The sequence below is a fragment of the Chryseobacterium sp. IT-36CA2 genome, assembly GCF_949767875.1.
Lineage (GTDB): Bacteria > Bacteroidota > Bacteroidia > Flavobacteriales > Weeksellaceae > Chryseobacterium.
Genome location: NZ_CATKPG010000020.1, coordinates 310,500 through 334,928 on the forward strand (window position 1 = coordinate 310,500; position 24,429 = coordinate 334,928).

The window sequence follows — 24,429 nt, forward strand, 5'->3', positions numbered from 1 at the left end:
GAATGAAGCTGAAGTTTAGAAAAATTGCATATCAGTTACATCTATGGCTCGGACTAACGTCCGGGCTTATAGTTGTTATCATGGCCGCTACGGGATGTATCCTGGCTTTTGAAGAAGAATTAAGACATATTGTTCATCCCAACAGATATTACGTTGAAAACATCGGAAGAAAAAAACTTTCACTGTCTGAACTTACGGAAAAAGCAGAAAAAGCACTTCCAAAAGATTTGAAAGTCAAAAGGGTAGTCATGCCTTCCGATCCCTCACGAACCTATATATTCCGTACCTTAAAAATGGATGACGAAGCTTGGACGTATTGGGGAACTTATCTTTATTATTATCGAATTTATATAGATCCTTACACCGGAAAAGTACAGGAAGTAGAAGACGCCAAAAAAGATTTCTTTGAAATTGTACTGGATCTTCACAGAAGACTTTTGCTGGGTGAAAAAATCGGGAAAATGATTACTGGTTATTCCACATTGATATTTGCTGTAATCCTTTTATCGGGACTTGTGATATGGTACCCCCGAAAAATGAGTAAAGCCATGCTGAAAGGAATGTTTTTCATTAAAACATCTGCTAATTGGAAAAGGATTAACTATGATGCTCACAATGTGTTGGGGTTCTATGCTATTATTCCTTTACTCTTAATCTCTTATTCTGCATTGATATGGAGCTTTGAAGATGTAGACAAATGGGTAAAGAATACATTAAACGGAAATATTCCTACAGAAAAGAAAGCCAAAAGTACAATGCCTTCCGAAGAATTTTCAAACCGTGAAAATATCCTCAATCTGATTGGAAATACCACGGAAAAAGGACTTAAGGATAAAAAATCGGCACTTGTCAATTTCCCTAGATCGGAAGAAGGAACGTATTATGCAGAGCTGACTTATGATGGAAGACAATACAGAAATGAACATTTTAATTTTGATCAGTATTCAGGAGCTGTTTTAAAATCTCAATCTTATAAAAACAAAAATATCGGATATGGAACCGCATTAAGAGAAAGAAATTATGACCTTCACACCGGAAGTATTTTGGGATTAACGAGCAGAATCATTTATTTTCTGGCAGCTGTTATCGCCCTGTCACTCCCGATTACCGGTTTTATTATCTATTTGAATAAGAAAAAGAAGAAACCAAAACATAAGAAAAACAAAGTAGTTTTTCCTACTCATCATTAGTAAAGAAAAGAGGTTATCTCAAAGGGTAATAATCCCATTTTTGTCATTCTGACGAAGGAAGAATCTCATTAATAACTTAGGTTAAGAGATTCTTCACTACATTGATGAACTACGTTCGCAGACTTTCAGTCTGTGTTCAGAATGACACTTCTGAATAACCTCTTTACTTACATTATATGTACAGTATCAAATTTTATCGCAGATAAAATCCTCGCGCCTTAAAAACAAGTTATCTTCATCTCAATTGCGCCTTTGCGTTTTCCAACCAAGAAATATTCAATTGATTATAAATCAACCAATCAATCCCTTCACATTCTTCGAAAAAACATCAATTCCTTTGTTCATCTCATCAAAATTAAGATCTCCAAAACCCAGACGCATTGCTGTAAGCCCTTTATTCTGATACAACAATGTTTTAGGAATAAAAAGATTATCCTTTGCACAGTTCCGGCTCAGTTGCATCAGATTCAGCGGAATATTCCATTCCAGCCATATGGCCAGCCCGCCGGAAGGCTTTTGAAAGGAGATAAAGTCACCCAGATTTTCCTCCAGCAACGCAGAAAAATAATCCCGTCTTTCCTGATAAACTTTTAAAGATTTTTTCAGATAACGATTGATTTCTCCTTCGGCAATCATCTCTCCAAGTGCCCTTTCCATCAGAATATCCCCTTGACGGTCGATAATTCCAAGATATTTACGCATTTCTGTCATCAAATTTTCAGGAGCCACAATAAATCCTGTCCTGAATCCCGGAGCTAACGATTTCCCGAAAGAACCGATGTAAATTACCATTCCATTGGTATCAGCACTGGCTAAAGGAAGAATCGGACTTTTGTCGTAATGAAATTCGTAATCATAATCATCTTCCAGAATAATAAATCCGTACTCGTTGGCCAATTCCAATAATTCAAACCTTCTCTGAGCACTCAGTGCAACAGTAGTAGGATAGTGGTGGTGGGGAGTTAGATAGAGCATCCGTATTTTTTGCTTTTTACAGGCTTCCCGTACGCTTTCTACGATAATTCCTTCTTCATCAATAGGAATTGAAACAATGTCAACACCAGCTTTCATAAAGATCATATTAACGGAAAAATAACTCAAAGCACCTACCAATACAGTGTCACTTGCAGAAAGAAGAATTTCAGAAACAATATAAATACTCATTTCCGTACTTCGGGTGATGAGCAGATTGTTCTTGGAAATAGGAAGTCCACGGGAAAGATTCAGGTATTGGGATAAATGTTCTTTAAAAAATTCACTTCCGTCATGATTATAATGTCCCAGTGCTTTTTGGTTGGATTTTCGCTTCAAGATGGAGCTGTAAAACCTTGAATGCTGTCCGATTTGTGTTAAGCGGATATCCGGCACTCCATCATTAAATACATATTCACAATTTGAATGTTCAAAAGGATTATCGAGAATATTAGATGTTTTGAATGAAAAGCCGGTCGAAACAGGGTAGTTTTGAAGATTATTGTGTTCAAAGTCATTCAATTTAACAGGTTTTTCCTGATCTTTTCCAATCACAAAAGTTCCTTTGTTTGGAAAGCTCTCTGTCCAGCCTTGTGCAGAGAGTTCATCGTATACCGCAACGGCTGTATTTCTATGGATTTCCAGCATTTCACTGAAAGTTCTGGTACCCGGCAGTTTCGTTCCGAAAGGTAAAAACCCTCTCTGAATCGCATTGATCAGCTGATTGGCAATCTGCAAGTAGATAGATGTCTCTGATTTTCTATCAATTTTTATAAAACTTTCATAAGGAATCTTAACCGGACTATCCATAATATCAAAACTGGCACCATATAACCATCCGGCAATATACTACTTTTGACATCAAAATAAAAATCTATGGAATTTCATCATCTGTTAAAAAAAATTGTACAGGAAGGAAGTACCCACGCCAAATGGCTGAATACTCTTTCTTTTATGGAAAATGCCGGTGCAAGAAAAATATCAAAATGTGAACATCCTACTTTGGTTTCTCAGATCCAGCTGAAACACGCTGCTGAAGAGCACCGCCACGCTTATTATTTAAAGAAACAGATCGGGAAAATAAACCCTGAACTCTGCAAAACCTACGAAAGTACAGAACTTCTGGCGCCTATTGCAACAAGCCAATATCTTCACTCATTAGATATTAAAGCCTGCCGTTATCTTCAGAAAGCATTCAATCTTGATAAGGTAGATATTAAGTATGCAGCTTATCTTTTTGTAACTTATGCTATTGAAGTTCGTGCTGATGAGCTTTATCCCGTTTATCAGCAGGCGCTTACAGAAGCATCTTCTAAAATCATGGTAAAATCGATCATTCTTGAAGAAGAAGGACATTTGGAAGAAATGATTCATCAGCTTAATGATTTTTCATCGGACTGGAAACACCATGCAGACCACATTCTTACTATAGAAAAGGAACTGCATGAAGAGTGGATTAACGCGATTAAGCAGGAAGTGGCTCAGTTGAATTATGCTTAATAATAGCTTTCGTTTTCAGGAATCTCTTGATAAAAGAAAAAAGGAGGGAACATTAAGGCGTTTGCGGCTTCAACCTGATGGAATTGATTTTTATTCCAATGATTATCTGGGGTTTGCAAAAAGTAAAGAACTGCAAAATTTGCTGTTGCAAAAGGTTGTGAATAATCCTCAACTGCTTTCCGGAAGTACAGGTTCAAGGTTAATCAGCGGGAACAGCGATATTGCAGTTTCTGTGGAAAAGGATATTGCCCAAAGACATTTGTTTGAATCTGCATTACTTTTTCCATCCGGATATAATGCAAATCTGGCTTTATTTTCTACGCTTCCCAGTCGTCACGATACCGTTATTGTGGACGAACAGATTCATCGGTCAGTACACGATGCCTGTAAACTTTCAAATGCTAAAAAGTTGAAATTCAATCACAATGATATTGAAGATCTTGAAAATATTTTAAAAAGACAAGAAGGTCATTGTTATGTTGCCATAGAAAGTCTTTATTCCATGGAAGGAGATTTTGCTCCTATTCAGGAAATCGCTGTGCTTGCAAGCAAATATAAAGCCTCTCTGATTGTAGATGAAGCTCACGCATTCGGAGTTTTTGAACATGGATTGATTGAAAAATATCAATTACAACATCAGGTTTCAGCGGCTGTTATGACCTACGGAAAAGCTCTCGGATCTCATGGAGCAGCAATTCTCTGTAATGAAACGATGAAATCTTTCCTGATCAATTTTGCAAGTCCGTTCATTTATACCACTTCAGCACAGGATTTTCAGTGGATGAGTATCAAAACAGGGTATGAGTTTTTAGATCAAAACCATAAACTGGCTGAAAAACTTCAGAATAACATCAAAGTTTTCCGAAGTAGAAAGTTACAGTCTCCGTCAGCAGAAACAAGTCCGATTCAGGCAATTATAATACCGGATAACCAAAAACTGAAAACACTTCAGAATACTTTATCTGAGGAAGGATTTTTAACCTACGCTATCTACAGCCCTACAGTAAAAGAAGGAAGCGAACGGTTAAGAATATGCCTTCACAGCTTTAATACAGAAGAAGAAATTATGAAATTAACCGGAATTATCAAAGAATTTCTTTAAAACAAAAAATAAACTTTAAAATCCGGAGCACTAATCCAGAATCACGAAAACATGAAATTATTTATAACAGGAATAGGAACCGAAATAGGAAAAACAGTCTGCTCAGCCGTTTTGGTTCAGCATTTTAAAACAGAATACTGGAAACCTATACAGTCTGGAGATCTGCATTATACGGACAGTCATAAGATTGAAGCATGGACAGATACCGAATTTTGCCATCCGGAAACTTATCGTTTACAGCTGGCAGCATCACCACATCAGTCTGCAAGAGAAGAAAATATCACCATCAATCTGAATGATTTTCAACTTCCAAAAACAGCAAGCCCATTAATTGTAGAAGGAGCCGGAGGTCTTATGGTACCTATCTCAGACACCACTTTTATGATAGACCTGATTGAAGAGTTGAATCTTCCGACAGCGCTGGTGGTCAGAAATTATTTAGGCTGTATCAATCACAGCTTACTGTCGATCATAGCATTACGACAGAGAGAAATACAGTTGGAATATTTAATTCTTAACGGAGATTTCCCGGAAGATACAGAAAGAGTGATCTGCAGTTTTATCGAAAAAGAAACAAAAATTATAAAGATTCCCGAAATCAACAATACGAATAAGGAATCTATACAACATGCTGCAAAGCAATTAACAATAACAAAAATAGGATAATGGATACAAAAACAACATTGAGAAACAACTGGACGAAAGAAGAAATTGAGGAAATTTATCACCTTCCTCTGATGGAACTGATCTATAAAGCAGCAACCGTACACCGTGAATGGCATGACCCTTCTGAAGTACAAATTTCAACTTTATTATCTATCAAAACCGGAGGATGTCCTGAAGACTGCTCATACTGTGGACAAGCAGCCCGTTATCACACCAATATTAAAGTACAGGCTTTATTACCTACAGAAACTGTAATTGCCCACGCACAAAAAGCAAAAGATTCCGGATCATCAAGATTCTGTATGGCAGCGGCATGGCGTGAAGTTCGTAATAACCGCGATTTTGACAGAGTAATTGACATGGTGAAAGGCGTAAATGACCTTGGTCTGGAAGTTTGCTGCACACTGGGAATGCTTACAGAAGAGCAGGCTGTAAGGCTTCAGGAAGCAGGATTATATGCGTACAATCATAACCTTGATACTTCCGAGCAATATTATGAGGAAATCATTTCCACCAGAACTTTTGATAACAGAATCAACACCATAAATAACGTAAGAAACGCAGGGATCACAGTGTGTTCCGGAGGAATTATCGGACTTGGAGAAACCCATAGAGATAGAATTTCAATGATTTTAACTTTAGCAACAATGCCAAAACATCCGGAATCCGTTCCCATCAATGCTTTGGCTAGAGTAGCAGGTACCCCGTTAGCAGACAATGAAAAAGTAGACACCTGGGAAATGGTAAGGATGATTGCTACCGCAAGAATCGTAATGCCTTCTTCTATGGTAAGATTAAGTGCCGGACGTATAGAAATGTCAGAAACAGAACAGGCGTGGTGCTTTATGGCAGGAGCTAATTCCATTTTTACAGGAGAAAGAGAAACGTTATTAGTAACACCTAATCCTGGAGTTTCCGAAGATATGCAGATGCTTCAGACATTAGGACTGAAACCTATGATGAAAAAAGAAACATGCTGTTAGATAATTATGAATTATAAATTATGAGTGATAAGTTGGATTATTGTTATTATAGCGCTTATTATAAAAATTGATTTTTGAATTTTTATAAACTGCTTTCATCGGATATGAGTTGGAAAAAGCAAAGACGCGAAGATTCTTAAGGTAAATAATATTTTAAGGCGCAATGATTTTATCGGAGATAAAATTGAAAGTGCAAATTTTACCCTTTTGCAGATTATGAATGATATAAAAAATCTGCGGGAAAATTACAACACATTCTTTGCTGAAAATCTAATATTGAGCGAAGTCGAAATGCTCTTGTGTCCTTAAAATTAATAGCAATCGATGATAAACTTTGCGCCTTTGCGATCAATCCAATATTTCAACCTATTCAACTAAATTATTGTTAGATCCAATTTCATCACTCATTATTACTTTTTACATCAATATATGAATACAATAACAAAAGAAATCAGCCTGCAACAAAGAGATAAAGCTGTCAATTGGCATCCTTATACGCAGATGAAAACAGCTGACGATATTATTCCCATTGTAAAGGGAAAAGGAGTTTACCTTTATGACATTGAAGGAAAACAATATCTGGATGTTGTTTCATCTTGGTGGGTAACGCTTCATGGGCATTCTCATCCTTACATTGCACAACGTGTTTTTGAACAATTGAATACACTGGAGCAGGTTATTTTTGCCGGATTTACACATGAACCTGCAGTACAGCTTTCGGAGAATTTATTGAAGCTTCTTCCGGCTGGTCAGGAAAAGATTTTTTACTCTGATAATGGCTCAACAGCAGTAGAAGTTGCTTTGAAAATGTGTATTCAATATGCATACAATCAGGAAAAAAAGAAAACAAAGATTTTAGCTTTTAAAAATGCATATCACGGAGATACTTTCGGAGCAATGTCTGTAAGCGGAAAGAGTTTCTGGACAAGACCTTTTGAAAGCATGCTGTTTGAAGTTGTTTTTATTGACACACCCAATGCTGAAAACCTGGACAGTTTACATACACAGATTAAAGAATTAGCCGATGAAGTGGCCTGTTTTATCTATGAACCATTAGTTCAGGGTGCTGCCGGAATGTTGATGTATAAAGCTGAAGATCTCAGCCAGTTGATGAAATACTGCAGGGAAGAAGGAGTTCTTATGATTCAGGATGAAGTGTTTACAGGATTTGGAAGAACAGGTAAGCTTTTCGCAGTAGATTATCTTACAGAAAAACCGGACATTATGTGTTTTTCAAAAGGATTGACAGGAGGAACCATGCCCATGGGAATCACCACCTGTTCTAATGAAATATACAATGCTTTCCTTTCTGATGACCGTTATAAAACCTTATTTCACGGGCATTCGTTCACGGCTAATCCATTAGCCTGTACTGCGGCTCTGGCCAGTATGGAAATACTCTTGACAAATGAAACTCAAATGAATATTAACCGCATCACTCATCAACATTCTGAGTTTGTGAAAACACTTGCTTTTCATCCTCATGTAGAAAAGGTTCGACAAATCGGGACTATTTTAGCTTTCGATTTTAAAACCGGGAATGATACTTCTTATTTCAACGAAATAGGGAAGAAGCTTTATAATGAATTCTTACAGAGAGGGATTATTATGAGGCCGCTGGGAAATGTAATCTATCTGGTTCCCCCATATTGTATTACATCAGAAGAATTGGATTTTGTATATCAGAATATTATGGAAGTGTTAGATCAGTTTAAAGATTAACATGATCCCTTCAGTAATAATTATTTTTAATTTTTTTTAATATACCTTATAGGTTTCCAGAACCTATAAGGTTTTTATGTTTAATGATAGATTTTAGTGTTTTTTAAATTTCCTGTTCTGCTTTCTTCAATACACTAATCAGCTCTTTCAATTCATCTTTATTGAATTCCAGTAAGTTCTGATTAAAATGATTTGACGGAATTTTTATATAATTAACCCACGAAGAAAGTTTTTCACGATAAACACTTCCAAATTCAATATTGCTCATTGTAACAAACTTGTACTTTGTTTCCTGATTCATCTTTTCGTTTTCTTTCTGTTCTACAGTCTGAAGAGCCTGAATCAGTTTTCCCAGTTCATTTTTATCAACGGTAAGTGTTTTTTTGGATATTTCATCAAACGTTTCATATTCGTACATGATTCCCAGAAGAGAATCTGATGAACCGTCAGATATATCTTTCGTTACAATTTTTTGAATATTCAGGTTTTTAAATTTACCCAGATTGGTGATTTTTTTCTCAATTAATGTCCCTTTTCTTGAATTGACAGTAAGTCCGCGGGATGTGGTAGTAGATCTTTGAATAGTAGGTGGCGGTGTTATCTGTGCACTTACCCATGCGCCTAGCACAAAGGATATCAAAATAATGATTCTTTTCATTTGTAAAAATTGTTATTAGTTTTTATACACTTTAAAATTATACTGTAATATTCGACAATATATAAAATATTAATCAAATGATTTTAACCAAGTTCATTTCCCCAGGAATGAAGTTCGGAAAGAATAGGTCCCAGCTTTTGTCCTTTCTCCGTTAATTTATAATAGACTTCCGGCGGAAAATTATAAACTTCAATCCGATCAATAATAAGATCCTCTTCCAGCTGCTTCAGCTGCTCTGCAAGTACTTTCTTGGAAACCCGGGGCATATTTCGCCAAAGCTCCACAAAGCGTACCTGATCTTCCTCAAAAAGATTGTGCAGGATCAAAGGTTTCCATTTGCCTGAAAGTATATTCAGGCTGCGTCTTAATCCACAGTTCTTAAATTCTTCAAAATTCATAAGTCCATTGAATATTTATGGTTAACCTTTTGGTAACCTTCGATTGTTTTACCTGTATTGGGCAATAGCTTTGCTATACAAACTTAAGTAAAATGAAATTACAATTATGGCGCAATGCAACATTGCTATTGAATATTGATGGAATTTCCATCCTGGTGGATCCTATGTTGGGAGAAAAAGGTTCTATGGGAAAAATCCCAATGACAGACAGTGAATTGCTGAATCCTTTAGTAGATCTGCCTTTCAGTAAAGAAGAATTAAATAAAAAATTAGAAGGAATTGATGCAGTTGCTGTAACCCATCTTCACCCTGATCATTGGGATGCTGATGCTGTTGAACTTTTAGATAAAAATATTCCCATAATTTGTTCAAATGTTATTGCAGGCCACATTGCAGAGCAAGGATTTACAAATATTATTACGGTGAATAGTGCTCTTCAATGGAAAAATATTGAGATAACTACAACCAAAGGCCAGCATGGAACCGGAGAAATCGGAGAAAAAATGGGAATCGTAAATGGTTTTGTTTTTAAAACAGAAAATAAATCGGTCTACATTGCAGGAGACACCATTTGGTATGATGAAATTGCGGCAGAAATTACTCAACATCAGCCACAACATATCATTGTAGCAGGAGGTGCTGCTACTTTTTCGGTGGGAGATCCTATTATCATGACCAGTGAAGATATTATAAAAGTATGCAAATACGCTCCGGAATCTACAGTTTGGATAACTCATCTGGAAGCCGTAAGCCATTGTAGAGAAAACCGTCAATTTATTCAGGAAAAAATTAATGAAAATGGATTAGAGAAAAGATGTTTTATTTTGAATGACGGAGAAGAAGTTGAATTTAATTTTTAATTTAAAGCGCGCTTAAAAAGAATTAATATAAAATAAAAAAGGATAGAGCTCATTTCTATCCTTTTTTATTTATCAAAAGGTAATTTTAATCTTCTACACACTTATTTCTCGCAGCTTTAAATCCAAAATACAGCATTAGCAGTACTGCACAGCTTAATAAATAAAATGAACTGTTCCAGGAAATATCCCAATCATGCAGCTTCCCAAACAATGGAGGCCCGAATGCGGCAATCAGGTATCCTACAGACTGCGCCATTCCCGATATCTTAACTGCATTGATACTGCTTTTCGTTCTCGTAGAAAAGAACAGAATCGACAGGCTAAAAGACAAGCCATTGGAAATACCAATAATAACAGCATTGAGATAGATCCATTGAGATTTCAGGAACACAAACATCATCGTACTTCCAAACATCAGAGCACATATAAAAAGGATCATAATCCTCTGGTCTTTCATTTTACTGGCAATAATCGGGCAGCAGAACGTCACAGGAATCATCGTGATCTGAATCACAAAAAACACCCAGCCGGAACTTTCCCCCTGCATATGAAAATCAGCAAGAAATGAGGGAAGCCAGGCTACCAGACAATAATAAAATAATGACTGTAATCCCATGAAAATACTGATATTCCATGCCTGAGCAGATTTGAACATATTAAAATCTGAAGTACTGAGTACCGTTTTAGGCTGATTTGGATTTCTTTTATTAAATATGAATTCCAATGATAAAACAAGAAACCCTAATGCTGCAATTACCAGCCAGATTCCTAAAGAACCTTTCCACCCAAAACCAGTTAATTCCCCGATTTTCACACTGAATCCGGAAGCCAAAGCTGCAGTAAGATTCATGGATACAGCAAAAATCCCTGTCATAAGACCTATCTGTTTCGGAAAATTATTCTTCACATATCCTGGAGTAACCACGTTTCCGATGCATATTCCTAAACCAATAAATATCGAACCTAAAAATAACAGCCATAGAGATCCGGTAATCCGCAGAAACAATCCAAAACTTAAAATAATCAGAGAATACATCAGAAGCTTACTGATTCCTAATTTATTAGAAAACCTACTTACAAGCACAGAGCACGCTGCAAACATAAACAGTGGAATAGAGGTAAGCAGGCTCACCTGAAAATTATCCAGTTTCAAAGCGTCTCTTATCTCTCCCAATACAGGAGCAACTGCCACAATCGGTGATCGCAGATTGCTTGAAATTAATATAACTACTAGAACATTAATAATTAATAAAACATACGAAGCATTCTTTTTTACTTCATTCTTCATCATAATAAAAACTTTTGTACAAAATTAACACAGTAATTTTGTTTAATTTTGCCAAAGTTTTAACCTAAAACGACATGAACGTTAACGACAGTATAGAAATAGATGATCTGAAGAAACCTTATTTTGTATGGTTTGAAGAAAACTGGGTTCACGATGATGTTCTCCATCATCACCAGAAAGGTCAGCTGGTCTATGTAGAAAGCGGTTTTCAGTATATTACCATTGAAGAAAAAATATACCTTCTTCCTCAGAATCATGCAGTATGGATTCCTCCCTATGCTGTCCATAAGACCAATTCCCATTCTGAAAAGATCAAGCTGATGATCATGTTTGCAGATGTTAGTACAAAGGAACCTTTCTATCATGAAGTGAGTGTGTTTTCTGTTCCCCCGGTTTTAAAAGAAATGATAAAATATGCTGAAAAATGGTCTAAGCTGATGACATCGGACAACGATGAAAATTTATTTTTGAAAGCACTTTTCAATGAACTTCCAAGATTTGTAGAACATTCTCTGACACTTCATATCAGCCTTCCAAAGGATAAACGGCTTACCAAAGTCATGGAGCATCTTCATAATCATTATCAGGATGAAATCAAGATGGAAGATCTCAGCGATGCCGCTCTGTTGTCTTTTCGTACATTGGAACGTATTTTCAAAAAAGAAACCGGACTCACTTTAAGTAAATACCAGCAGATGCTCCGCATTATTAAAAGTCTGGAGCTTTTAAGCTCAGAAAATTTTACCATTTCAGAAACAGCCTATAAAGTAGGATATAAGAGTGTTCAGGCTTATTCTAAAAGTTTTTTTTCCATGATGCAGTTCAGACCTAAAGATTTTATTAAAACTATTTAATACCCCCTTTAAAGTACTTACAAAGCCGATTGAAATTTATTAAAAAAGGGATTTATTGACCCTTTAAAAGTTTGAATATTCCTTTGTAGAAAAGCAATTAACCTGTTTGAAAAATGGAATATTTCACATTTCGATCTATTTTTCACTTCAATAGGCTATATTCAATTATGAGATTATTCAAAATAAAAAGGTCTCCACGAATGAAGACCTTAAAAAAACACAAATGATGAAAAAAAATTATTTCGATTCACAAATATAAGCAAAAATCCCGTTATACAAGACACTATATGTTCGTTTTTTTTAAAAAATATTTATTTTAAGTAAAAATAATTATTCTCTAAATGATTTTAATTTTTTTTAGGATTCCGGAATTCTTTATGCAAAAACCGTCGCTATCAAAGATAATTCGCCATCTGATGAATTGTGTGCTGTTTTTTAAGTAAAATAAAATATTCATTAAAAGTGAATTATTAAAGAATTACAGCCTATCCGATCCCATAATTAAACAAATATTTAACTATTTTATGACGCTGTTCATAAAATTCAGTACGGTTTTTGTATTAGTTTTACAAAACATATAATTGCATGGGGCCAAAAACATTCAAGGGAGTTCCTACACAAACATTCGGAGGTTTCCACGATACGGAAAGCAGAATACTATTTAAGCAGGACCTGATTCCGTTGAAGTTTGAAATATTGAGAGAAAGATTCTTATCAATTAATAAATGGGAAGATTATTGCGGAAAAGAATTCGCAGCATTTAAACTATATGACTTCAATGGTCATCCGGTAGATCGTGAACCTCAAAAAGGAGATTTTATCCGTATTGATATTCCGGGACCAGGTGAGAAGGAAGCCAAAGGATATGATTGGGTAGAAATTAGTGATATCTGTTTCTATCAGGACAGCTTTTCCGAAAGTATATCGATAATCTGCAGACCATCCATCAATCCGCAAAATAAAAAAAGTAAACATATTGCCCACTTTTACAGTTCTGCGGCCAGCTCTACCTTTATGATCTCCAGAAATCCGGCTCACTTGAAAGCCGCAGTATACGGACGAAATGAAAGACCTAATTTTAATGCTAACTTCTTTGATATTATAAGAAATATTACCATCGCTGCCGGAGGAATGATGGGAACTGCTAAGATGCAGTGGAAATGTCTTACTGATGGTTTTTTGAATCTTGATTAAAACCGTTCTGCCTTTTTTGATCTAAGTCAAAGTTTTTTACCTGTTGTACCGGGACCTTTGCACCCGAATATTTTAAACAAAATTTATGAGTACAACATTAGAAAAAGGGCAGACTATTAATTTCTATCAGGCAACCGCTCCAATTATTATTTCGGTATTTGCGGTATACCTTACCATAGGAATTGCTTTGGGAGTTCTTCCCAGGTTTGTTCAGAACACGTTAGGCTTTGACAGTATTATCGTAGGGCTTGTGATTGGATTACAATCGATATCAACGCTTTTAACCCGCGCCTATTCCGGAAAAATTACCGATACCAAAGGTGCTAAGAAAAGTAAAATGTCCGGCGTAATACTAGCTGTTATTGCAGGAATTGTTTACGTCTTGGCAGTATCACTTCAAGCTCATCCTGTTCTTGCTCTCACTTTTCTTATATTGGCGAGAATCATTCATGGGGTTGGTGAAAGCTTTCTCGTTACCGGAGCATTAACCTGGGAAATAGGTCTTGTAGGGGCTTCCAGTTCCGGAAAAGTAATGACCTGGAATGGCATTGCCATGTATGCCGGAATTGCTATTGGAGCCCCTCTCAGTATCTGGCTGAGTAAAGAATACAGTATCCTTCCTGTTTTTGTCTTTATTGCCCTGCTTCCGCTTGTAAGCTGGCTCTCTACAGCACAGCTTCCATCAATTCCTGTGGATAAAAATCATGTACGAACACCTTTCTATAAAGTCATTGGGGCTATATCCGGACAGGGATTGAGTCTTGCTTTTTCATCAATGGCTTTTGGATGTATTGCTACTTTTATTGCTTTATTTTTTTCAGAAAAAAACTGGGGTGATGCTTCACTGGCTTTTATGGTTTTCGGAATATGCTATGTCTTAACCAGAATTTTCTTTGCTTCTTTCCCTGATAAATACGGAGGCTTTACAATCGCATTAATCTCTCTGATCATAGAAGTGGCGGGACAGATGCTGATATGGACCTCTGGTTCCAAAGTGGCCGCTATTATCGGCTGTGGATTAACAGGTGTTGGATTTTCATTGGTTTTTCCGGCTTTGGGAGTTCTTGCTATTCAAAAAGTAAAACCACAGATGAGAGGAACAGCATTAGGTGCTTATGTAGCATTTGTAGATCTTTCATTAGGATTAGCAGGACCTGTTGCCGGATTAATTGCAGGTTGGTTTGATTATCAGGCTGTATATCTGTTCGGGGGAATCAGCTGCGTCATAGCAATGGTTATTTTACTATTTAATAAAAAATAAAGATGGAAAACATTTTAACAACTCAAGCAAAAGAAACGAAAAAAATACGTTCAGTATTCACTGTTAAAAAGAAACAATTTATTACACCGCATCTTATCCGTGTTGTATTTCATATTGATGAAAACCAAGCTGAACTACTCGCCAATGTGAAATCCGGTTCTAATAATAAAATTTTTATCCCAACTGAGGAAAAAAGCACTATCATAAGAACCTATACCAACAGAAAAATTGATCTGGAAAAACGGGAACTAAGCATTGATTTTGTTGCCCATGGTGATAATGGCCCGGCTTCTGCGTGGGCATTGAAAACTAATCCGGGAGACCTTTTGGAAATAGGAATGAAAGAAAGTACAAAGCCTTTAGTTCCCACAGCTGATTTTTATCTGATTGCAGGAGATGCAACAGCGCTGCCTGTTATTTGTGCTATCACAGAACAGCTTCCATCATATGTAAGCGCAAAAATAGTGTTGGAAGTGGCAGGTAAAGAAGATGAACTTCTACTGCGTTCTGCTGCAGATATTGCGGTAGAATGGCTTTACAATCCTCATCCTGAGCAGGGAAGCAGGCTTGCGGAAAAAATAAAATCTATTGACTTTCCACCCGGAATGCTAAAAGGATATGTCTACATCGCTGCGGAATATACAACCGTACATGAGCTTCGTAACTATTTCAAAACAACATTGGAATGGGATCCACATGGAATGTATATTTGCTCATACTGGAAAGCCGGACAGGCAGAAAGCCAGTAGATATTAGAGATGAAAGGGTGTAAGCAAAGCCATTTATCACTATTTTTGCTTACATGCAGGAACTTTTAACTTCATATATCAACAATAGAATATCAGTAACGGATCAAGAATTGGAAACGATTCTTTCTTATTTCAGCTCTGTTCAATTAAAAAAGAATGAAATGCTTCTTGCCAACGGGCAGAACAGCCAGAAAACCTTTTTTGTAGTCAGCGGCTGTCTCCGTATATTTTTCATTAATGAAGAAGGGCAGGATTCAACAAGATATTTTGCTTTTGAAAATCAGTTTGCAACAGCACTCACCAGTTTTATTACTTCTGAACCCTCTGAGGAGTTCATAGAAGCCGTAGAGGATTCAGAAGTCTATTTTATTACCCATAAGAATTTCTACCATCTTCTGGACATTATTCCTCAATGGGAAAAGTTTTACAGGATTTATCTGGAAACTGCTTATGTCAACAATACGAAGAGGCTGATGTCTTTCCTTGTTCAGGATGCTCTTGAAAAATACCGCCAGCTTCTGGATGAAAATCCGGTTGTGGTAAGAAGACTTTCCAATAAAATGGTAGCTTCTTATCTTAATATTTCACAGGAAACATTAAGCAGATTAAAATCAAGACTTTGATTTTTGTTTGATAAAACTAACATTATTACGAAGAGTTATTATTTATTTAAACTGCTTTTAAACTGGCTAAAATTCTCAAAAAATTAATATCTGAGCCTTCCTAAGAAAAATTTAAGCCTTATATTTGCATCCATGTTAAAATGGTTCTCCATATTATGTTCTATGATGTATGTACTGGCTACCACCAATGCGGGGGAAGTATTGAAAGTGCCTATGTTTGTTGAGCACTTCATGGAATACCACGGAAGTTTTTCTGAATTTGTAATGGAGCATTATGATAATCACAAGGAGGATTCTGATTGGGATGCCGATCAGAAACTGCCATTTATCAATCCGCCAATTGTATTGACTGTACATGCCCAGCTTCCGGAACTTTCATTCGAAATAAAAAAACCTAAGGAAATTACTGTTTCACAAAAAAGCAGTATTTATAAGGAAAAAGATTTCTCCAATCAATATCTTTCTCAGATTTTCCAGCCTCCACGGCTTTCTTAATCCACTTTACATTGAAAATTAATACTTTATGTTTTTACCTAAAGTAGTGAATTCTTGTTACATATCCATTAATTCGTAATGTGATGTATTGATGCTTAAACCTGAACCAGAGAAGTTACGAACACTTGTTTTTGATACTTTAAGTTTGGGAAAACTTCAGCTTCTATAAAGCATTCCGGATTACAATTAATAGTTTTTCCATGTTAAATAAAATTATTGAGTTTTCTGTAAAGAATAAACTCATCATTGCTCTGTTTACAGGAGCACTCATCCTTTTTGGAGTCTATGAAACCACCAAACTTCCTATTGATGCTCAGCCGGACATTACTAACAACCAGGTTCAGATCATTACCACGGCTCCTTCTTATGGTGCGGCAGATATAGAACGTCTTGTTACATTTCCTATCGAACAGGCTACTAGCAATATCAGCGGGATAACGGAACTGAGAAGTTTCTCCCGATTCGGACTTTCATTAGTGACTGTCGTTTTTGATGATAATACGGATGTGTACTGGGCACGCCAGCAGGTTCAGGAGCGTTTGCAGCTTGTTCAGGACAATATACCAGCCGGAATCGGAAAGCCCGAATTAGGTCCCATTTCAACCGGATTGGGAGAAATTTTCCAATATGTGGTGAGGGCCAAAAAAGGGTACGAAAATGTGTATGATGAAACTGAACTGAGAACCATTCAGGACTGGGTGGTCAGAAGACAGCTTCTCGGAACGAAAGGAGTGGCAGATGTCAGCAGTTTCGGAGGAAAACTGAAACAATATGAAATTGCGATTAATCCTAATAAATTACAGGCGTTCAATATCAATATCAATGATGTTTTTGCAGCGCTGGAAAAGAACAACCAGAATACTGGAGGTGCTTATATTGAAAAGAAAGAAACCGTTCTATTTATCCGCAGCGAAGGACTTCTGGGAAGTACGGAAGATATTGGAAGCATTCAGGTAGCGGAAACTCAGGAAGGAATTCCCGTGCATATTAAAGATGTAGCGTCTGTGAAGATAGGTTATGCGACAAGGTATGGCGCTATGACTTATAATGACACAGGAGAAGTATCCGGAGCTATTGTCTTGATGCTGAAAGGGGAGAATGCCAATGTAGTGATTGGGAATATCAAGCAAAGATTAGAAAAAATTCAGGAATCATTACCGGAAGGTGTGGTGATTGAGCCTTTTCTGGATCGTGCTAAAATGGTGAATAACACCATCAGTACCGTAAAAACAAACCTGATGGAAGGCGCTTTGATTGTCGTTTTCATTCTGGTTTTATTTTTAGGAAATTTCAGAGCGGGATTACTGGTTGCTTCCGTCATTCCTTTGGCCATGCTTTTCGCTATTATCATGATGAATATTTTCGGGGTTGGAGGAAACCTGATGAGCCTTGGTGCGCTGGATTTCGGTCTTATTGTAGACGGAGCCGTTATTATTGTGGAAGCCGTTCTGCACCAGCTTGCCCATAAAAAGCATTTTGGAAAAGACAATATGCTCAGCAAAAGAGAAATGGATGATCAGGTTTCAAGTTCTGCTACCAAAATGGTTAACAGCGCGGTTTTCGGCCAGGTCATTATCTTAATCGTATATCTTCCGATTTTTACGCTTCAGGGAATTGAAGGAAAGATGTTTAAGCCTATGGCTCAGACTGTAGCTTTTGCCCTTATCGGAGCATTTATTCTTTCTCTGACGTATATTCCAATGATGAGTTCTCTGGTATTAAGCAGAAAGAAAAAAGAAAAAGAGAACATTTCAGACCGTGTGATGGGCAAAGTGGAAACCGGACATCAGAAACTCCTGATGAAAGCCCTTAAATTCAGAAAAACAATAATTATTGGTGTACTGATTCTGTTTGTTGGAGCTGTTTTTACGCTTTCCAGAATGGGTGGAGAATTTATTCCGTCTTTGGAGGAAGGCGACTTTGCCGTTGAAATGAGAATCCTTCAGGGAAGCAACATCAATGAGACTAAAAAAGCCACTACTCAGGCCGCAAATATCCTTTTAACACAGTTTCCTGAAGTGGAAAAGGTAGTAATGAAAATCGGTAGTGCTGAAATTCCTACGGAACCAATGCCGATGGATTCCGGAGATATGATTGTTGTTTTGAAACCGAAAAAAGAATGGACTTCTGCAAAATCATTCCCGGAACTTTCTGACAAAATGAGTAAAGCATTAAGGGTTATTCCTGGACTGACTACCAGTTTCCAGTTTCCGGTACAAATGCGTTTCAATGAGTTGATGACCGGAGCAAGACAAGATGTGGTATGCAAAATTTACGGTGAAGACCTGGACAGCCTTGCCACGTATGCCAAAAAGATTGGAAGCATCATTAATACCGTAAAAGGTGCTCAGGATCTTTATATTGAACCAGTTGTAGGTGCTCCGCAGGTTGTGATTGATTATAACCGTTCTGAGCTGTCCCGATATAATATTTCGGTAGCAGATATCAACAGGGTGATCAATATGGCTTTTGCTGGCCAGACTGCAGGGGCTTTGTATGAAGGAGAGAAGAAGTTTGATATCGTTGTCCGAATGGATAATGAGCACAAAAAAGATATTACCAGCATCCAAAATCTTCTGGTACCTACTTCTTCGGGAGAACAGATTCCATTGTCACAGCTGGCAAAAGTAGAGCTTAAAAACAGTCCAAACCAGATTCAGAGAGAAGATACCAAAAGAAGAATTATTGTAGGATTTAACGTAAGAGGAAGAGATGTCCAGAGTATTGTGGAAGAACTTCAGCAAAAAGCAGGTAAAAATCTGAAACTATCCCCGGGATACACCATTTCTTACGGCGGTGCTTTTGAAAATTTAAATGAAGCCAAAGCCAGATTAGGTATAGCAGTTCCTATTTCGTTAGTGATGATTTTCCTGTTATTGTTCTTTGCTTTTGGTTCTGTAAAACACAGCTTGCTAATCTACACAGCTATTCCATTATCAGCGATAGGTGGTGTGTATTTTCTGGCGTTGAGAGGTATGCCTTTCAGTATCAGTGCAGGGGTAGGGTTCATCGCTTTATTTGGAGTTGCCGTACTTAATGGAATTGTTTTGATATCAGAGTTTAACCGATTGAAAAAGAATGGAATAAGTAACACCAGCAGAATTGTACTCATAGGGACAAAAATAAGGCTCCGTCCGGTTTTAATGACCGCTTTTGTGGCTTCTCTTGGGTTTCTTCCCATGGCAATCAGCAACGGTGCAGGAGCTGAAGTACAGAGACCTTTGGCAACTGTGGTTATTGGAGGACTGATGCTTGCGACCCTTCTAACCTTATTTGTACTTCCAATTTTATACGTCCTGTTTGAACATATTAATAAAGATAAAATGAAATTCTCAAAAAAAATCAACTATAAAAAACTGTCTGTTTTCTTGTTGTTATTGTCCTTCGGAACTAATCAGGCTCAGGAAAACATCACCTATGATCAGGCTTTGGAAAAAGCGTACCAGCAGAATGGTACCCTTAAAAATTCAAAATTAATATCAGATTACCAGGAAAAGCTGAAAGCCAGCTATCTGGATATTCCACAACTGGAAGTTACGGGTGGTTTTGGACAAATTCAGGGAGAAGAAACGGATAATTCATTTGGAATCTCTCAAAGGTTCAGCTTTCCGACAGTGTATTCAAAAAGAAAACAAATGCTGGATGCTGAATGGTCTGCCAGTGTGATCAATCAGAATCTGACTAAAACACAACTTACCAAAGAGGTTACAGATGTTTTTTACAGGATACTGGTGCTTCAGGAGAAGAAAAAAGTACTGGAATATATCAGCCAGCTCTATCATAATTTTGCAGAGAAGGCCGGATTAAGATTAAAAAAAGGAGAGGCCAATATTCTGGAGGAATCCACCACTGAAATTCAGAAAGAACAGATAAAAGTACAATTGAATACCCTTGAAAATGATTTGAATATTACAAAACTTCAGCTTCAATTATTACTTCAATCTACAGCTTCTTATCAACCTGTTTCAGAAAAACCTACAATCAACATTGGGTTACAGATTTCAGAAGAAATGGTAAAACAACATCCTGAGCTTCAATATCTGCAGCAGCAGATTAAAGTGGGAGAGGCCGAAGTACAGTTTGAAAAAAGCAGACTGCTTCCGGATCTTCTTATAGGATACACCAATCAGAGTATGAAAAACATCAATAACAACCGTTTCAATTCGGTTCAGGTGGGTGTAGGAATTCCATTGTTTACCAAAGGACAAAGAGCTTTGGCAAAAGCAGCACAGGCTAAAATTGTCATCTCTGAAAATCAATATCAGAGAAAAGAAATTGAACTTAAAAACAGGTTGAATCAACAGTTGAGTAATTATATAAACCAACAGCGGATCATCGAAAATTATGAACAAAAACAGCTTCCAAAATCCGAGACCATTCTAAAAACAGCTCAGAAGCAGATGGAAGTAGGAGAAATAGACTATCTGGACTGGGTAATACTGGTGAATCAGGCCGTAAAAACCAAGGCAGATTATATTGACCAGCTGGAAAAGCTTAATCAAACCGGAGCTGAACTTCAATTCTTAATTTCAAAATAATACATCATGCATTTCAAGAATATATCGCTATACAGCCTTTCTTTAATCCTTACTTTATCCTCATGTTCAGGAAAGAAGGAAGAGGAAAAAACCGTTTACGAAAACACTAAATTTTCTAAAAACGACAAAAACTCCGTTCATCTTACAGAAAAGCAGATTCAGTCTGTAGGATTAACAACCACCACTATTCAGAATAGAAATATGGAAAAGCTGGTGAGACTGAACGGAAAAGCAGAAATCGCCCCGTCTCACATCAGTCTGGTTTCCAGTATTATGGGAGGGCATATCAAGTCGATCAATGTCATTAATGGAAGCCATTTCAGCAAAGGACAGGTGCTTGCAGTAGTAGAAGATCCGCAATTTATCCAGCTTCAGCAGGATTATCTGGTGACAAAAGCACAGCTCGAAGCGGCAAGACTGAATTTTAACCGTCAGAAAGATCTGAATACAAGCAAAGCCAGCAGTGACAAAACTATGCAGACCGCTCAGGCAGATTATTCTACTTTGAATGCCACTCTAAAAGGGTTGGAAGAAAAGCTGAGAATCATTGGAATTAATGCCAAAGGTCTGACTACCGGAAATATCAGAAGCAAAATCAATATTTATGCTCCGTTTACAGGTTTTGTAAGCAAAATTCTTGTGAATAACGGACAGTATATCAACCCAGCAGATACTTTATTTGAACTGATTAATCCAGCTGGATTACTTTTAGAGCTAAAGATTTTTGAAAATGATGTGAATGATATAAAAATGGGGCAGGAAATTTTGGTGTACAATAACCAGCATCCGGATGTGAAGTTGAATGCCAAAATTGTCAGCGTAGTTCCAAGTATTGAAAACGGAGGTTCTGCAACGGCAATCGCCAAATTATCTTCCGTAACTACTGAATTTGTAAAAGGAATGTACGTGAATGCCGAAGTGAATATCAGCAGCCGTTACACACAAGGGCTTCCCAATGAAGCGGTAGTATCTTTTGAAAACAAAAATTATGTTTTTGAAGACCTTGGAAAATCCAATTACAAAATGATTCCTGTAGTGACCGGAATTTCTGATGACCAGTTTACAGAGGTATTAAAAGTTGATTTTTTAAAGGATAAGAAAATAGTACAGAAAGGTGCCTACAGTCTTCTTATGATGCTTAAAAATAAAGCAGAATAGTATTAAATAAATTCTATATCATTAAAAAGATCATTCTTTCGAATGGTCTTTTTTATTTATTATGACTAAAAAAATAAACGCAAAGTTATCACAGTTATATATTATAAGGTAAAGAGAGAATCAATTTTATTGATTCATTTAAGCAAATGTATAATTATAAGCTTCTTCAGCGACACAGTCCCACTTCTTCGCCCACTCAAAATGAATATCTGAATCATTGTTACTTGGCGTTAAAAGACATAAAAACATGACATTTGACATGTTTTACATATTGAGAAATACTATTTGACGCATAATTCATTTTTAAATAATATTTTTAAGAAGTGAATAGTTGTAAAGGATTTTTAGATGAATAATAAAAAGAACTTTTATCAAAACTTTATGACAAAAAAACCTTTGCACAATTTCCATATTCCGGTAATGGGACTGGCTTACACAATAGACAGCCCGATTCGTGTTGCCCAATATGGAATTTCTTCTGTAATCTCCATCATTGATGATGAAATCCTGGAAAAAATGAAGAACTTTTACAACAAAAAGTTCAACCTTGACTATTTCGGAATTTCAACAAAAACAGACGACTACAGAGCAAAAAGAGTTACCGCTTATCTGGATATGGTGGATGATATCGTGAATGAAAAATTTGAATCTTTCAAACAGGAAATCAGCAGAAATAAAGAGGCTTTGAAGGACTTTATGGCCATGCTTCCGAATACTTCAGATCTTAAAAACAGTCTTCAAAACATTATCAATCAAAAAGATGAATGGAGTTCCAATATCAAAAACTTCATAGAATCCAATTTAAAACCAGGAAGCATCGACGTCAATATCATGACGAAAGTGGATAAAGACAATTATCAAAACAATGAACAGCTTCCTGTGATGTATAATGATGCTCATGCCTCTTTGCGTGGATTTGCCAAAAGTAAATTATCATCATCAATGGTTTTTTCAGCAGGCATGAATCCTCGCTTATACAGCTATATGGAAGAATTTGATGATTTTTTTCCGGATGAAAAAGGAAAGCTCAAAAAGAAAATCATCCTTAAAGTCAGTGATTTCCGTTCGGCTATGATTCAGGGAAATTTTCTGGCAAAAAAAGGATTGTGGGTATCAGAATATAGAATAGAATCCGGACTGAATTGCGGAGGCCATGCTTTTGCAACCGAAGGGATGCTTCTTGGGCCCATTATGGAAGAATTTAAGCAGAAAAAAAATGATTTGATACAATCTGCTCATAACTTAATGACGGCTGCTTTGGAACAAAAAGGAAGGCCTGCCGTTTCTGAGCCTTTAGAAATGAAAATTACTGTTCAGGGTGGAGTAGGAACTTCTGAAGAACACGAGTTTTTATTGGCTAATTATAGTGTAGACAGTGTTGGATGGGGTTCACCATTTTTATTGGTACCAGAAGCAACTTCTGTAGATAAAGAAACCAGAAATCTGCTTGTACAATCAAAAGAGCAGGACTTCTATCTGAGTAATATTTCGCCATTGGGAGTACCTTTCAATACGGTAAAAGGAACCTCCAACGAAATATTGAAGTATGAAAAAGAATCAAAAGGGAAATATGGAAGTTCTTGTCCCAAAAAACTTTTGGCATTAAGCAAAGAATTCTCTCAGGAAGGAACCTGTACTGCTTCCAAAAAGTATCAGGATATCAAGCTAAAAGAGCTGTACGAAAACAAGCAAACCTTGACTGAAAAAGAATTTAATAAAAGAAAGACCGAAATTACCGATAAAGCCTGCCTGTGCGTAGGACTTGTGAATGCGGCATACATGGAACAGAACCTTGAAATTAAAGGTGAAAAGCAAGGTGTTGTAATATGTCCGGGCCCTAATATTGCCTTTTTTGACAAAGAAGTTTCTCTTTCAGATATGGTAAAACACATCTACGGAAACAATAATATTCTTTCCGATAATCAACGTCCGAATATGTTTATCAACGAATTGAAAATGTATGTAGATTATCTGAAAAAAGAAATTACAGAATCAACTGCACAGATTACTCATTCGCAGACAAAAAAATGGAACGCTTTCAAGAAAAATGTTCTTGAAGGGATAACATATTATCATGAGCTTTTTAAAGCATCATCATTCTTCAGCAACGGTTTATCAACCATCAACCATCAATTAGAGGAATATAAACTTCAGCTTATCGCTATTGAGGTTCCTCAGGTTGAAAAATAACCGTATTTTTAATTGATAGATAATAAAA

The 24,429-nt window shown here is 36.7% G+C and carries 20 protein-coding genes; 16 read left to right on the plus strand and 4 right to left on the minus strand.

All coding sequences use genetic code 11. The features are described from left to right. Positions 1-2: 2 nt before the first annotated feature. Positions 3-1,190, plus strand: a complete 1,188-nt coding sequence (locus tag ACM6F9_RS08825; protein ID WP_414845370.1) for a PepSY-associated TM helix domain-containing protein — start codon at positions 3-5, stop codon at positions 1,188-1,190. A 291-nt stretch (positions 1,191-1,481) separates the two neighbouring features. Here ACM6F9_RS08825 and ACM6F9_RS08830 read toward each other — a convergent pair whose 3' ends face one another. Further along, positions 1,482-2,972: a PLP-dependent aminotransferase family protein gene (locus ACM6F9_RS08830; protein WP_414845371.1), complete on the minus strand. Its 1,491-nt coding sequence runs from the start codon at positions 2,970-2,972 to the stop codon at positions 1,482-1,484. Between the two features lie 66 nt (positions 2,973-3,038). Between ACM6F9_RS08830 and ACM6F9_RS08835 the strand changes: the two genes are divergently transcribed. From ACM6F9_RS08835 to bioA, 5 genes are all read left to right on the plus strand, one after another. Continuing rightward, entirely contained in the window at positions 3,039-3,662 is a 624-nt protein-coding gene (locus tag ACM6F9_RS08835) for a hypothetical protein (protein ID WP_414845372.1), read from the plus strand. Further along, complete coding sequence (locus ACM6F9_RS08840; RefSeq protein ID WP_414845373.1) at positions 3,655-4,764, plus strand: aminotransferase class I/II-fold pyridoxal phosphate-dependent enzyme; 1,110 nt, start codon at positions 3,655-3,657, stop codon at positions 4,762-4,764. Before ACM6F9_RS08835 ends, ACM6F9_RS08840 begins: the two co-directional genes overlap by 8 nt. A 51-nt stretch (positions 4,765-4,815) precedes the next feature. Beyond that, entirely contained in the window at positions 4,816-5,430 is a 615-nt protein-coding gene (gene bioD / locus ACM6F9_RS08845) for a dethiobiotin synthase (protein ID WP_414845374.1), read from the plus strand. After that, entirely contained in the window at positions 5,430-6,413 is a 984-nt protein-coding gene (gene bioB, locus ACM6F9_RS08850) for a biotin synthase BioB (protein WP_414845375.1), read from the plus strand. The genes bioD and bioB overlap by 1 nt, the downstream gene beginning before the upstream one ends. A gap of 429 nt (positions 6,414-6,842) precedes the next feature. Beyond that, on the plus strand, positions 6,843-8,135 hold the full coding sequence (bioA, locus tag ACM6F9_RS08855; protein WP_414845376.1) for an adenosylmethionine--8-amino-7-oxononanoate transaminase: 1,293 nt from the start codon (positions 6,843-6,845) through the stop codon (positions 8,133-8,135). A 103-nt stretch (positions 8,136-8,238) separates the two neighbouring features. On the opposite strand, the gene ACM6F9_RS08860 is transcribed toward bioA, so the two are convergent. Next, positions 8,239-8,793 carry a hypothetical protein gene (locus ACM6F9_RS08860; RefSeq protein WP_414845377.1) on the minus strand — a complete coding sequence of 185 codons (555 nt, stop codon included), beginning with the start codon at positions 8,791-8,793 and terminating at the stop codon, positions 8,239-8,241. Positions 8,794-8,876: 83 nt separating this feature from the next. Further along, positions 8,877-9,191: a winged helix-turn-helix transcriptional regulator gene (locus tag ACM6F9_RS08865; RefSeq protein ID WP_414845378.1), complete on the minus strand. Its 315-nt coding sequence runs from the start codon at positions 9,189-9,191 to the stop codon at positions 8,877-8,879. Between the two features lie 92 nt (positions 9,192-9,283). Between ACM6F9_RS08865 and ACM6F9_RS08870 the strand changes: the two genes are divergently transcribed. Then, the gene (locus tag ACM6F9_RS08870; RefSeq protein ID WP_414845379.1) at positions 9,284-10,051 is read left to right on the plus strand and encodes an MBL fold metallo-hydrolase; all 768 of its coding nucleotides are present in this window, start codon (positions 9,284-9,286) and stop codon (positions 10,049-10,051) included. A gap of 85 nt (positions 10,052-10,136) precedes the next feature. On the opposite strand, the gene ACM6F9_RS08875 is transcribed toward ACM6F9_RS08870, so the two are convergent. Then, positions 10,137-11,342, minus strand: a complete 1,206-nt coding sequence (locus ACM6F9_RS08875; RefSeq protein ID WP_414845380.1) for a CynX/NimT family MFS transporter — start codon at positions 11,340-11,342, stop codon at positions 10,137-10,139. Positions 11,343-11,413: 71 nt separating this feature from the next. On the opposite strand from ACM6F9_RS08875, the gene ACM6F9_RS08880 reads away from it, so the two are divergent. From ACM6F9_RS08880 to ACM6F9_RS08920, 9 genes are all read left to right on the plus strand, one after another. Next, complete coding sequence (locus ACM6F9_RS08880) at positions 11,414-12,193, plus strand: helix-turn-helix domain-containing protein (RefSeq protein WP_414845381.1); 780 nt, start codon at positions 11,414-11,416, stop codon at positions 12,191-12,193. A 585-nt stretch (positions 12,194-12,778) separates the two neighbouring features. Further along, entirely contained in the window at positions 12,779-13,387 is a 609-nt protein-coding gene (locus ACM6F9_RS08885; RefSeq protein ID WP_414845382.1) for a hypothetical protein, read from the plus strand. Positions 13,388-13,472: 85 nt separating this feature from the next. Next, a complete protein-coding gene (locus tag ACM6F9_RS08890; RefSeq protein ID WP_414845383.1) occupies positions 13,473-14,648 on the plus strand; it encodes an MFS transporter in 1,176 nt (391 codons plus the stop codon). A 2-nt stretch (positions 14,649-14,650) separates the two neighbouring features. Then, positions 14,651-15,397, plus strand: coding sequence for a siderophore-interacting protein (locus ACM6F9_RS08895; RefSeq protein WP_414845384.1), 747 nt, complete (start codon positions 14,651-14,653; stop codon positions 15,395-15,397). Between the two features lie 53 nt (positions 15,398-15,450). Then, positions 15,451-16,020 carry a Crp/Fnr family transcriptional regulator gene (locus ACM6F9_RS08900; protein WP_414845385.1) on the plus strand — a complete coding sequence of 190 codons (570 nt, stop codon included), beginning with the start codon at positions 15,451-15,453 and terminating at the stop codon, positions 16,018-16,020. 132 nt (positions 16,021-16,152) lie between these two features. Then, the gene (locus ACM6F9_RS08905; protein ID WP_165790515.1) at positions 16,153-16,515 is read left to right on the plus strand and encodes a hypothetical protein; all 363 of its coding nucleotides are present in this window, start codon (positions 16,153-16,155) and stop codon (positions 16,513-16,515) included. 200 nt (positions 16,516-16,715) lie between these two features. Beyond that, complete coding sequence (locus ACM6F9_RS08910; RefSeq protein ID WP_414845386.1) at positions 16,716-21,053, plus strand: CusA/CzcA family heavy metal efflux RND transporter; 4,338 nt, start codon at positions 16,716-16,718, stop codon at positions 21,051-21,053. 6 nt (positions 21,054-21,059) lie between these two features. Further along, a complete protein-coding gene (locus tag ACM6F9_RS08915) occupies positions 21,060-22,211 on the plus strand; it encodes an efflux RND transporter periplasmic adaptor subunit (protein WP_414845387.1) in 1,152 nt (383 codons plus the stop codon). Positions 22,212-22,592: 381 nt separating this feature from the next. After that, a complete protein-coding gene (locus ACM6F9_RS08920) occupies positions 22,593-24,401 on the plus strand; it encodes a hypothetical protein (RefSeq protein ID WP_414845388.1) in 1,809 nt (602 codons plus the stop codon). Positions 24,402-24,429: the final 28 nt, after the last annotated feature.